Origin of the sequence: Alistipes sp. AF14-19 (assembly GCF_003461645.1) — a bacterium.
Lineage (GTDB): Bacteria > Bacteroidota > Bacteroidia > Bacteroidales > Rikenellaceae > Alistipes > Alistipes shahii.
Map to the genome: position 1 here is coordinate 184,028 of NZ_QTXM01000004.1, position 11,650 is coordinate 195,677.

8 protein-coding genes are annotated in these 11,650 nt (G+C 63.0%); all 8 read right to left on the reverse strand.

Annotation, left to right across the window (positions count from 1 at the left end; translation table 11 throughout):
* Window positions 1-2 precede the first annotated feature (2 nt).
* Entirely contained in the window at window positions 3-1,388 is a 1,386-nt protein-coding gene (locus DWW03_RS05935; protein ID WP_015546561.1) for a TIGR00341 family protein, read from the reverse strand.
* A gap of 20 nt (window positions 1,389-1,408) precedes the next feature.
* Entirely contained in the window at window positions 1,409-2,113 is a 705-nt protein-coding gene (rsmI, locus tag DWW03_RS05940) for a 16S rRNA (cytidine(1402)-2'-O)-methyltransferase (protein ID WP_015546560.1), read from the reverse strand.
* Window positions 2,114-2,117: 4 nt separating this feature from the next.
* Window positions 2,118-3,536 (reverse strand): hypothetical protein, encoded by a 1,419-nt coding sequence (locus DWW03_RS05945; protein WP_229095989.1) that lies wholly within the window; start codon window positions 3,534-3,536, stop codon window positions 2,118-2,120.
* Between the two features lie 209 nt (window positions 3,537-3,745).
* Window positions 3,746-5,962, reverse strand: coding sequence for a glycoside hydrolase family 3 N-terminal domain-containing protein (locus tag DWW03_RS05950; RefSeq protein ID WP_118406480.1), 2,217 nt, complete (start codon window positions 5,960-5,962; stop codon window positions 3,746-3,748).
* A 108-nt stretch (window positions 5,963-6,070) separates the two neighbouring features.
* Window positions 6,071-7,678 carry a BACON domain-containing protein gene (locus tag DWW03_RS05955; RefSeq protein ID WP_022061879.1) on the reverse strand — a complete coding sequence of 536 codons (1,608 nt, stop codon included), beginning with the start codon at window positions 7,676-7,678 and terminating at the stop codon, window positions 6,071-6,073.
* Window positions 7,679-7,717: 39 nt separating this feature from the next.
* Window positions 7,718-9,199 carry a calcineurin-like phosphoesterase C-terminal domain-containing protein gene (locus tag DWW03_RS05960; RefSeq protein WP_181989607.1) on the reverse strand — a complete coding sequence of 494 codons (1,482 nt, stop codon included), beginning with the start codon at window positions 9,197-9,199 and terminating at the stop codon, window positions 7,718-7,720.
* Between the two features lie 51 nt (window positions 9,200-9,250).
* Window positions 9,251-9,733: a DUF1735 domain-containing protein gene (locus DWW03_RS05965; protein ID WP_118406482.1), complete on the reverse strand. Its 483-nt coding sequence runs from the start codon at window positions 9,731-9,733 to the stop codon at window positions 9,251-9,253.
* A 19-nt stretch (window positions 9,734-9,752) separates the two neighbouring features.
* Window positions 9,753-11,639 carry a RagB/SusD family nutrient uptake outer membrane protein gene (locus tag DWW03_RS05970; RefSeq protein ID WP_118406483.1) on the reverse strand — a complete coding sequence of 629 codons (1,887 nt, stop codon included), beginning with the start codon at window positions 11,637-11,639 and terminating at the stop codon, window positions 9,753-9,755.
* Window positions 11,640-11,650: the final 11 nt, after the last annotated feature.

An 11,650-nucleotide genomic window follows, 5' to 3' on the forward strand; every position in this document is an offset into this window, starting at 1 on the left:
GATTAGGGTTCCACGAAAAGTTTGACGTTCTCGACCTTGGTGCGGATTCTCAACCAGCGGATCAGCGTTTCACGGTCGACCGGAAGCGCGGAATCCCGGGGCGTCACCACGCACACGAGCGTCGTATCGCCGGGCGTGCCCTCGACGTCGAAGGTGATGCCCTTGGTCAGCGAAATGGCCCCGATGTTGTCCATCATGGCCCCCACTTCGCGCGAGATGTCGTTCACCTCGACGTTGGTCACCCGGTAGCGTTTCAGCTGCGAAGACATCTCGCCGATCCGGCGGTTCTTCTCCTCCAGCAGCTCCTGATAGCTCTTCTGAAGCGAAACCACGTCGACCTTGTCCTCCGTATTGGCCTGCCGGACGACCAGTTCGGCCTCCTCCAGCCCGAAATTGCGCATCTGCGTACGGGCATTCTCGATCACCTCCTCGCCCAGCGGCTCGCCCACGAGCAGCAGCTCGATCTGCGAGGGGTTCTTGCCCTGCGCGTAGTGTTTGTTGCACTCGATCACGCGGGTATGCGGAAAGTTGAAGACCTGCGACACGTATTTGTCGGCCACGGCCTCGAACAACGAGACGCGGACCATGTGGAACCCGATGACGACGCTCGGGATGAAGGTCACCAGCGTGATGACCATCATCAGCCGCTTGACCGTGCGCTCGCGGACCTTGTCGATGAAGACCTTCTTCTCGTATTGCAGAAAACGCACCATGGCATAGGTCGCCAGCGCGATGAACACCGAATTGATGAAGAAGAGGTAGAAGGCGCCGATGAAAAAGCGGAACTGCCCCGTGGCCAGTCCGAAGCCCGCCGTACAGAGGGGCGGGATGAGGGCCGTGGCGATGGCCACGCCGGGAATGACGGTCGACGTGCGGTCCTGCCGCGTCTGCGCCACGATGCCCGCCAGGCCGCCGAACAGGGCGATCAGCACGTCGTAGGTCGTAGGCACGGTGCGCGCCAGCAGCTCGCTGCTGTTCGACGAGAGCGGCGAGATGAAGAAATAGACCGTCGAGGTGATGATGGCGACGATGAACATCAGCGCCAGGTTGCGCAGCGACTTCTTGAGCAGTTCGAAATCGTTGATGCCCAGCGCGAGGCCGACACCCATGATCGGGCCCATGATCGGCGAAATGAGCATCGCGCCGATGATCACCGCGGCCGAATTGACGTTCAGGCCCAGCGAGGCGATCATCGTGGCGAAGATCAGCACCCAGAGGTTGACGCCGCGGAACTCCACGCCCTTCGAGACGGAGGCCACGACCTCGTCGCGCTGCGCCTTGTCCTCGTCGAGGCTGAAACGGCCCTTCATAAATTCGCGCAACTCCCCGAGCCACGCCGAAAACGAACGTTTTACCTTTTGTGTATCGTCTGTACGGTTCTCTTCCATCAATTGCGTTTCGATTTGAGTTACTCCTCCCCGTCCTCCCGGACGCGGCGGACTTTGGGTTTTCCGGCCACGACGATCACGAACTCGCCCTTGGGTTCGGTCGTGCGGAAATGCCCGAGCACCTCGGCGACGGTTCCGCGCACGGTCTGCTCGAACTTCTTGGTGATCTCGCGCGACACCGAAACCCGGCGGTCTTCACCGAAAACCTCGGCGAACTGCTCGAGACACCGGACCACGCGGTAGGGTGATTCGTAGAAAATCATCGTGCGCTCCTCGCCGGCAAGCGCCTGCAACTGCTTCATCCGCCCCTTCTTCTGGGGCAGGAAGCCCTCGAAGCAGAAACGGTCGCACGGAAACCCGCTCTGCACCAGCGCCGGAATCAGCGCCGTGGCGCCGGGCAGCGTCTCGACCTCGATCCCCGCCTCGACGCACGTGCGCACCAACAGGAACCCGGGGTCCGAAATGCCGGGCGTCCCGGCGTCCGACACCAGGGCGGCATTGCGTCCCGCGGCGATCGCCCCGGCGACCATTTCGACCGTGGCGTGCTCGTTGAACTTGTGGTGCGAACGGAGTTTCTGCTCGATGCCGAGGTGCTTCAGCAGGAACGACGTCGTGCGCGTGTCCTCGGCGAGGATGAAATCCACCTCGCGCAGGACGTTCACCGCGCGCAGCGTGATGTCGTCCAGATTCCCGATCGGCGTAGGTACGATATAGAGTTTGGCCATCGTGTCAGGCGAATTTGCGTTCGAGCAGTTCCATCATAAACTTCGCGCCGTCCGAATTGGGATTCCAGGCGTAGTTCTCGGCAATGTGGATCATGCACTCGTCGAAATCGTCGAAGGCGTTGAGCGTCGCGATCGCCTCTTCATAGGCTTCGCCGTCGCCGCCGAACAGATCGCGGATCAGCAGGAACTTGTCGTTGATGCCGATGGCGTTGCGAAGGTCGGCGACCGGTTCGCCGCGGCGCAGTTCCGAAGCCATGTCGCGCCGCGGAGCGATCGTATCGGCCAGCGTCTGCACGTCGTGGTTGATCACCTCGCCCAGCACGGCCCCGACAGGGACCGCAACCTCCTTCGCTCCGGATTCGGCCTCCTCCGGCTCGGCGGCGGCAGGCGCTTCCGAAACGGTGACGGGTTCCGCCGCGGACTGCGGCACGGACGTTCCGGACTGCGGCCCGGGACCTGCGGACGCAGGCGCAGCCGCCGGTTCGGGAGTCGCGGCAAACCCGGGACGGACAGTCGGTCCGGGCGTCGCAGCGGGTTCGGGACGGGCAGCGGGTTCGAGCGTCACAGCGGGTTCGGGGCGGGCAGCGGGTTCGGGACGCTCCGCCGGTCTTTCCGCCGTTTCGGGCCTTGCGGGCTTTTCGGCGGGCGCGGGCGTATCGTAGAGCGACATGATGACGCGCTGTTTGTGACGGTGGCGGACGGTCTCCTCCTCCAGCCCGAACAGCGTGGGCGCGATGTATTGGGGTTTCTCCGCAGGAGCGGGTTCCGGAGCTGGCGCAGGAGCGGGTTCCGGAACGACGGCCGATTCAGCCGCAGCGGCAGGTCCGGGCGCAGCGACCGGCTTCGCAGACGGTTCAGCCGCAGCCTCGGATTCAGGCGCAGCGACCGGCCCGGATTCGGCGGCCGGTTCGGATTCTCCGGCGACGAATGCGGCTTCGGACGCCGCTTCGGGATCAGGCTCAAATCCGGATTCCCCCTCAAGTTCCGGCTCGGAATCCGACACCGCAGGCTCCGCCATTCCGGGCGTCTCCGTATCGGGATTCCCCCCGGCAAACGCCCCGGCAGAATCGGCCGCGACCGTCGTATCGGGTTCGGAAAACGGCTCTGCGGGTTCCGCCTCCGCATCGAACGCGGGTCCTGAAACGGCATCGGGACCGGGTTCGAACACGGCTTCGTCCGTCGGGTCGAGCGAAAGCACCGCCCCGAGGTCGATGGGCACCGGAGCCGCCGCAGGCTCCGTCTCCGCAACCGGGAATTCCGGAAGGGATTCCACCTCCGTAAAGCGCACCGCATCGTAGAGCGTCCGCAGTTTTTCCAGCGCCAGGTCGCGTTCGAGGGCCGGAATCTCCCCGGAAGGCTCCCAGCCGTCGACAATCGCGGTCAGCTTGCGCAGTTCGGCACGTATCGTCTTCAAATCCATCATTGCGTACTGTTTTGACCTCCAAAGGTAGAAAAAATTTGCGAAAGCCCAGCCATTCCCCGGAACCTTTTGTCCGAAACATCTCCGAACGGGTTTTTCCGGGACATCCGGACCGTCCCGCCGGGCACGGAAAAGGGAGCGGCGGCCGAAGCCGCTGCTCCCTTGCAGCTGTCCCGCACCCGCGGCGTCGGCCGCCGTGCCGGAGAGACGAATCATTCGGTGATCCGGAAACTGCCGCCGAGCGTGCAGTCGGAGTCGTGCCCTACCCAGACATGGTAGTCGCCCGGCTCCTGGCCCCACTTTTTGTCGAGACGCCAGAACGAAAGGTCGTCGGGCGTCAGTGTGAAGGTCACCTCGCGGCTCTCCCCGGCGCGAAGCATGACCTTCCGGAAACCTTTCAGTTCACGAACCGGACGCGTCACACCGGACAGCAGATCGCGCACGTAGAGCTGCACGACCTCCTCGCCGTCGCGGCCGCCCGTGTTGGTCACGCGGACCGACACGCGAACCTCGCCGCCGACGGCGGTTTCGGGCGTCAGCACCCGCAGGTCCGAATAACCGAACGTCGTGTAGCTCAACCCGTAGCCGAAACAATACTGCGGCGAATTGGGTACGTCGAGATAGCGCGAAGTGTATTTGTTGGGCTTGCCCGACTCGTCGGCCGGACGTCCCGTGCTCTTCATGTCGTAATGGATCGGAATCTGCCCCACCGTGCGGGGAAAGGTCATCGGCAAACGCCCCGAAGGGTTGTAATCGCCCGACACGACATCGGCCAGCGCCTCGCCCGCCATCGTGCCCGGATACCAGGTCAGCAGCAGGGCGTCGGCAAGTTCCGCTTCACGGGCCAGCTCCATAGGACGGCCCGTAACCAGCAGGACGACAATCGGTTTCCCGGTTTGCTTCAAGCTCTCCAGCAGGTCACGCTGCGCGTCGGGCAGCGCAAGCGACGCAAGGCTTGCCGCCTCGCCGCTCTCCCCCGCCTTCAATCCGAGCGCGACCAGCACCACGTCCGACTTCGCGGCTGCGGCCACCGCCTCCGAAATACCGCCTTCGAGGGCCTTGTGCGGGTCGCATCCGCGGGCATAGGTCACACGGTCGGCTCCGAAACGCGCCCGCAGTCCGTCGAGAAAGGTCGAGGTCCGGCCGGCCTCGGCGAAATGAACCCACGAGCCGATCAGGTCCCACCGGGAATCGGCGAAAGGTCCCACCAGCGCGATCCGGCTCCCCTTTTTCAGGGGCAGCACGCCGCCGCGGTTCTCCAGCAGCACCATCGAACTGCGGGCCACGCGGCGCGCGGCATCGAGATGTTCCAGGGCGTAATAGCACTTCTCGCGCTCCTTCGCCTGGTAGCGGAAAGGATCGTCGAACAGCCCCAGGCGGAACTTCACGGCCAGCACCTCGCAGCAAAGGCTGTCGATCAGCGACTCCGGGATACGCCCCTCCCGCACCAGTTCGGCGGCATGAAACAGGTAGGCGGCGCTCATCATGTCCATGTTGACCCCGGCGCGCAGGGCCAGTTCGGCAGCCTGCGCATCGTCGCCCGCCACGCCGTGAGCTTTCAGTTCGCCGATCGTGCCGTAGTCGGTCACCACGAATCCGCCGAAGCCCAGTTCGTCGCGCAGCAGGTCGCGCATCAGCCAGCGGTTGGCCGTGGCCGGAACGCCGTCGAGGTCATTGAACGAGGTCATCACCGTCGCGGCCCCGGCATCGAGCGCCGCCCGGTAAGGCGGCAGGTAGCTGTCGCGGAAAACCCGCTCGGACATATCGACCGCATGGTATTCGCGCCCGGCCTGCGGAGCGCCGTAGGCGGCGAAATGCTTCACGCAGGCAAGGACCGACGAGGGGTCGGACAAGTCGCCCTGATAGCCCCGCACCATCGCTTCGGCGACACGCGCGCCCAGATAGGGGTCTTCGCCCGCGCCCTCGGAGACACGGCCCCACCGGGGGTCGCGCGAAACGTCGCACATCGGCGAAAAGGTCCAATGGATGCCCATGGCCGAGGCTTCGCGAGCCGAAACGCGGGCCAGCGACTCCGCGGCGGCAGGGTCCCACGAGGCGGCGACGGCGAGGTTGATCGGGAAGATCGTCCGGAAACCGTGGATCACATCGGCGCCGATCAACAGCGGGATGCCCAGCCGGCTCTCCTCGACGGCGATCCGCTGCAACCGCTCGGTCTCCTCGAAGGACTTGATGTTGAATACGCTGCCGCAGCGCCCTTCGCGGACCAGCCGTTCGACGGAAAGTTCCGTCTTGTCGGGTCCCGTGACGGCGCCGCCTCCGCGCTGCTGGACCAGCTGGCCGATCTTTTCGTCGAGCGTCATGCGTTCGACCAGTTCCGCGGCGCGCCGCCGGTCCTGCGGGGTGACGGGCTGCGCCCCGGCGGGATACAGCACGAGGGCCGCCAATACGGTAAAGATGCTATTTTTCATCGGTAAAAGTTTGAAAAGACATGCGAAGGTAATGAAAATACCGCAAAAAAAGGGCTTCGGAACGGAATAAACTCACTCCCGCCCGAAGCCCCCGCGATCGCAGCGGCGTCACTCCTTCACGCAGCGCATGCCGTAGGCTGTGGTCATCTTCCGTTCGTAATAGGTCCCCTCGCCCGTGGCGTCGCCCGCCTTCCAGTCGTACATCGGGAGCGGCTTGCCGCCGGCGAGCGTCGACGAACAATAGGCTGCCGAACGCCCCGGATAGTGGATGCGGCCGTTATCGCCCTTGCGGAACATCGTCGACGGGCCGATGAGGGTTCCGCCCGAATTGAGCGCATACCAGCGGCTGTACGTGTCGCCCGAGTCCTGGTTCTTGGCGGCGTTGCCGTCCACGTAGGCAAGCAGCGACTGCCATTCGGCCGCCGTCGGCACCCGGTATCCCACCGGGCAGGGATCGTTCAGCCCCTTGCCGCCCTCGGTCCAGCCTTCGGACATCGCTGCGGACGACCGGGTATAGAACGTCGTCGGATTGCCGTTTGCCGTTGCGGCTGTCATCTCCTCGCCGCTGACCTGCCAGCCGGCGGTGCGGGAGGCGTTGAAAACCACCTCGCGCGTCATCGCGCCGAAAGCATCGGGATACTCCGCATGCCCCTCGTAATATTTGTTCTTCGAGAGGATCTTCGCGCCGATGAACGGCTCCTTGCGGCCCCACTGATAGAACAGTCCGTAGGAGCGGAAATCCTGCACACAGGCCTTCGGGTCGGCCGAATGGTATTCGGCCCCGACATTGCGGTCCTGCCAGGCGATACCGCCGACGGTCACGTCCGAAGGCATCTTGTCCACGACCCAGACCAGCCACGACCAGACAACCGCGCCTCCGGCGTCGAACAGCGCGACCAGCCCGCTGCCCTGCTTCGACTTGGCCGCAGTGCAGGTGATTTCATTCCGGGAAGCGTCGTAGTCAAGCCCCGAAAGCAACTCTGCGTCGGTGGTCCAGACCCAGTCCGCCGCAACGCCCTTCACATACGCGCCGTCGGTGCGCCGCGCCGGAAACGCACGGGTTTCACCCGCCCGGACCACGACCGTATTCGCTCCGGTCGACCGCTGCACGACGGTCACCTGCTGCGGTTCGACGCCCTCCATCTCGGAGGAGACGGTCAGCGTCGCGCTGCGCGGACGCACGCCCTCGCCGTCGTCGGTCAGCAACAGTTTCACGACCGAACTTTTCGTCCCTTCGGACTGCGACACGGCGCACCAGTCGGTCGCGCCCTCGATTTTCCATGCCACGGATGCACGCAGGTTCAGGGCCGGTTCGCTCCCGGCGCCGTAGACGGTTATATCGGCGCCGTTCTCCGCCAGCACGAGGATCGGCTCGAACTTCTCCTGCGTCACGGTCACGGTGTGCTTCTCTTCGCCCGCGGCGTAAAAACGCACCGCGGTCGTGCGCTCCTCGGGCAGGAAACTCTGGTCGACCGTCAGAACGATCTTCTTCGTGTGCGAACCTTCGGCGACGTTGGTGCGGCACCAATCGTCGTCGCAGGAGACCGTCCACGGCGAATCGGCCGTGATTTCAAGGACGCTGCGCCCTCCGAACATATCGAACGTCACGTTATCCTCGAGCAGTGAAAGGTTGGATTCGGCGACCTCGGGATCGTCGCTGCACGCCGCACAGCAAACGGCTGCCGCGACGGTCAGAAAAAGAAAAAGTCTCTTCATCGTTGAAGTTGTATTTAAGGTTTTGTTCGAATGTCGTATTTACCAGGACACGGACGATTCGTAGGTATGCCCGAAACTGTCGGTGACCCGCACCATGCCGCCCCGCTCGCTGCCCGGATCGACCCGGAACATATGCCACGTATTGGTCGGCGTCCCTCCGCGCACACCCGTCGCCAGCACCTCCTCGTAATAGGGATCGGTGCGCTGCGTCCGCTCCATCGCCACCGCCTGCCCGCCCGAAGCGGGAATCCACTCCACGGCGCTCCAGGCCGTGTCATAACCCCAGACATTGGCATAGACACAGGCCGAATTGGTGCGTCCGGGTGCATAGAGGCGCATCTGCATATCGCGCTTCCCGCCCGCCGGCTTGTAATACCACGAGAGCCGTTCGCCATCGACCTCGACCACGGCATAGCCGCGCGGCGTGCCGTCGCAGTTGACGTCGCCGTTGATGAACAGGTCGCCCGGCGTGCGGGCGATGCAGTGCATGACCTTGCGTCCGTCGTCGTAACGGTAAATGTCATGGTAGTGCTTGTGCCCCCCGAAGGCATGGACCTTATAGGGGCTTATCGCATCGAGGAAACGCTGGAAATTGCGGTGGTTGCGCGCTGCGGTGTTCTTCGTGTGATAGAGAATCGGGCAATGGGACGAGACGACGAGCGTGCTGCCCGCCGGAACGTAGCGCAAATCGGCTTCGATCCAACGGCAAATTTCGTCCGTAAGACCGATCGTATACTCCTCTTCGGCGGTCGGCGCATGGTCGAAAAGGATGTTGTCGAGGAACAGATAATGGATTTTCCCGATGTTCACCGAGTAGTTCGCCGGACCGAAATAGCGTTCGTAGCTCTGCAAGGCGAGCGAATCGGTCAACTCGGCCGGATCGTGATCGTGGTTGCCCGGCAGGCTGAAGGTCGTGAAGCCAAGCGTCTCCAGCCCCTGACGGTACTTCGGGAAAAGCGACATATCGTTCCAGACCAGGTCGCCCAGGCTGACTCCGTAAACCTCCGTCGGAAGCCCCTGCACGGTTTTCAGCACATCGGGAACGACATGACCGAGATAGGAATCCACCGACGTGTTATCGGCAGCCAGCTGAATGTCGGCCATAACGATCAGCGAATGGCGGTCGGACGGAGTCTTGCGTCGTGTCAGCGTAAAATCGGCCCGGTTGACGGCCTGTTTGCGGTCGATTTTGCGGTAGAACCGCGGACAGCCCTGCGTGGCGGGAATCTCGCAGTCGGCAGGCACGGAGACAAAGACGAAATTGCGCCGCGCGAGGTCGGAGGCCAGATAGTAAATCCCCCGTTCGTCGGTCGCCGTCACCTCCAGGCCGTCGCTCACCACCACCCCGGCAATGCCATTGCCGGCGCTGTCCTTCACGATTCCCTTCACCGTCATTCCGGCCTTATCGGGGATCTGTCCGGCGGTCGGGCCGTCGTCACCGCCGCCCTCCGAGGAGGAGCAGGCCGCCAGGACAAGGGCGGCGAGGCACACCGACAGAAGCCGCATGTAGAATTTTGACATATTTTTTTGCATTGAGGATGCGGAGGAGGCCGGACCTCCTCCGCATCACGGTTATTTCATCACGACCCGGATGATTACGCTGTTCTTTTCGGGACGCACCTTGCCCTGATCATCGGCCCTGACGGAAAGCGGCAGCACATAGGAGGAATCAATGCCGTCGGCAAGCATCGAAGCGGCATCGAAGCGGATTTCGGCGCGGTCCATGACCCTGTCCCCCGACAAGCGCACTTCGGGGTCGAAGGCGAAATACCTGTCGGGCATCACCTTCAGTTCGAGTCCGCTTTCCACGTTATAGACATCGAGCACGGAGGGGTCGACCACCAGTTTCACGGTGATTCCGTCGTCATTGTAACCGCCCTTGTAAAGATAGAGATCGTAAACGCACGCTTGGCCCGAAGCGGCATCGTATTCGAGGACCTGGAAATCGTTCTTCGGGATGCAGACCATAGTGTCCACCGTCTCGTAGACGACGTAATCGTCGCCGCACCCTACGGCTCCCAGCAGAAGCAGGAGGCATATCGCAAGATTCTTCATCGCAATCGGATTATTAAGGTTAGTAACCGGGATTCTGCACGAGGTTGTAGTTGATATTGATTTCGCTCAACGGAATGGCCATCCAGTAGGTCTTGGGGGATTCGAACGTGCGGACGCCGCTCTCCTTCATCGTGGAGACCCGGTAGAAATCGGCCGCCGTCCTGCCGTCGAGGTTCCACGCCTTGGGACGCCGGGACATCGCTTCGCCCGCCTCTTTCCAACGGCGCAGGTCGTGGTAGCGCATGCCCTCCATCAGCAGTTCGATCGAACGCTCCCGGTGCAGCACCTTGCGCAGTTCGTCGCCGGTGGGAATGCCCCCGGCCAAGGCCCACGAATCCTTGAAATCGGGCAGCCCCGAGCGGCGGCGGACCAGATTCAGGTAATTGAGGCTCGCGTCGCTCAACGACCCGTTGTATTCGAAATCGGCCTCGGCATAGCTCAAATAGAGTTCCGCAAGGCGGATGTAAGGATAGGCGTACTTGCGGTAGGTCCACGACTTGGTGTCGTAGTTGAAGGCCGACTGGCGGTGAATCCACTTCTTGAGAATGTAGCCCGTACAGCTCTGGTACTCCTTCGAGGCGTCGAGCACGCTGCCCTGCATCTCGCCGGCGCGGCATTTGAGAATGAACTCCTCGCCGTTGATGGCGTACTTGCCGCGGTCGTAGCCCACCGACGCATAGAAGCGCGGCTCCTTGTAGACATGGAGGTTGGCAGTCTCCTTTTCGGCATTATAGGCATAGGGGTCGATATGCATGGTCTCGGGGTCTCGGTCCCACGGCAGACCGTTGTGCGTGTAGTACATCTCCACGCACTCGAACGTCGGAACGATGTTGATGCAGAAGCCGTCGGTACTGTACGGCAGCTTCAGGCGCGCGCCTCCGTAACGCTGCAAGTGCTCGATGCCGGTCTGGTCGCCCATCGCCCAAAGGTACTCGGCCGTGTTCCAGAGCGGTTCGACGAAGCAGTCGTGGTAGTTGATCTCGCCGCGCTCGGCAGCGGTTGCAGCCGCAGTCGCGTTCGGGCTTTCGTAGAGCCTGTGCCCGTTGTCCTCGGCCAGCGTGATCGCTTCCTGGCAGGCGTCGAGCGCCCACTTCCACTTTTCGGGATTGTAGGTCTGGCTCATCAGCGGCGTGCCGTCGTTGTTGCGGAAACGCGCGTAGAACTCCGTGTTGCCGTTGCAGAGCGGACTGGCGGCATAGAGCAGCAGCCGGGCCTTCATCGCCTTGGCCGCCACCGAGGTGGCGCGCCCCAGGTCGGCATCGGGACGCGTCGGATACCCGTGCAGCAAATCGGCCGCGCGGTCGTAGGTCTCGGCGATGAACGTCACGCATTCGTCGAACGGACTGCGGGCCACATAGACCTGCTCCTCGGGAAGCCCCATGTCCAGCTGCCCCCTGACGAGGATGACCGGGCCGTAGTGAGTCAGCAGCACCCAGTGGTAATAGGCGATCAGAAAATAGGCTTCGCCCTTGAACTCGTCGGCCACGGACGGCGAGATGCCCGGGACTGCGTCGATATTGTCGATCATAATGTAACAGTAGCGGATGCCCTTGTACATGTCGTAGTTCGTGCGCCCGGACGGGGAAGAGGTCGTCGCGTCCCACAGACCGTAGTAGGTCTGGCTGGCGTTCTCCTCGTTGTAGAGCATGCTCTTGTAGGGAAAATAACGGGTCTGGCCGTTGGTGGCGGTGATAATGTCGTCGCCGGCGCAGAAGTCGGGCATGTAGCGGTAGGCCGCGATGTTGGGGGCGTAGGTGTAGAGCGTATTGAGGTACTTGCGGGCCTCCTTGGAGGTTTTGAAGATGTCCTCCTGCGTCGCCTGCCCCTCGGGAACCACGTCGAGGAAATCGCACGCGGCAAGCGCTCCGGCGCACGCAAACAGCAAAATGGATATGATTTTTTTCATGTCGCTCGAAT

Bases quoted from the DNA above. Each gene is read 5' to 3' on its own strand.
- DWW03_RS05935 (WP_015546561.1), bottom strand. From the start codon at position 1,388: ATGGAAGAGAACCGTACAGACGATACACAAAAGGTAAAACGTTCGTTT.
- rsmI (WP_015546560.1), bottom strand. From the start codon at position 2,113: ATGGCCAAACTCTATATCGTACCTACGCCGATCGGGAATCTGGACGAC.
- DWW03_RS05945 (WP_229095989.1), bottom strand. From the start codon at position 3,536: ATGATGGATTTGAAGACGATACGTGCCGAACTGCGCAAGCTGACCGCG.
- DWW03_RS05950 (WP_118406480.1), bottom strand. From the start codon at position 5,962: ATGAAAAATAGCATCTTTACCGTATTGGCGGCCCTCGTGCTGTATCCC.
- DWW03_RS05955 (WP_022061879.1), bottom strand. From the start codon at position 7,678: ATGAAGAGACTTTTTCTTTTTCTGACCGTCGCGGCAGCCGTTTGCTGT.
- DWW03_RS05960 (WP_181989607.1), bottom strand. From the start codon at position 9,199: ATGTCAAAATTCTACATGCGGCTTCTGTCGGTGTGCCTCGCCGCCCTT.
- DWW03_RS05965 (WP_118406482.1), bottom strand. From the start codon at position 9,733: ATGAAGAATCTTGCGATATGCCTCCTGCTTCTGCTGGGAGCCGTAGGG.
- DWW03_RS05970 (WP_118406483.1), bottom strand. From the start codon at position 11,639: ATGAAAAAAATCATATCCATTTTGCTGTTTGCGTGCGCCGGAGCGCTT.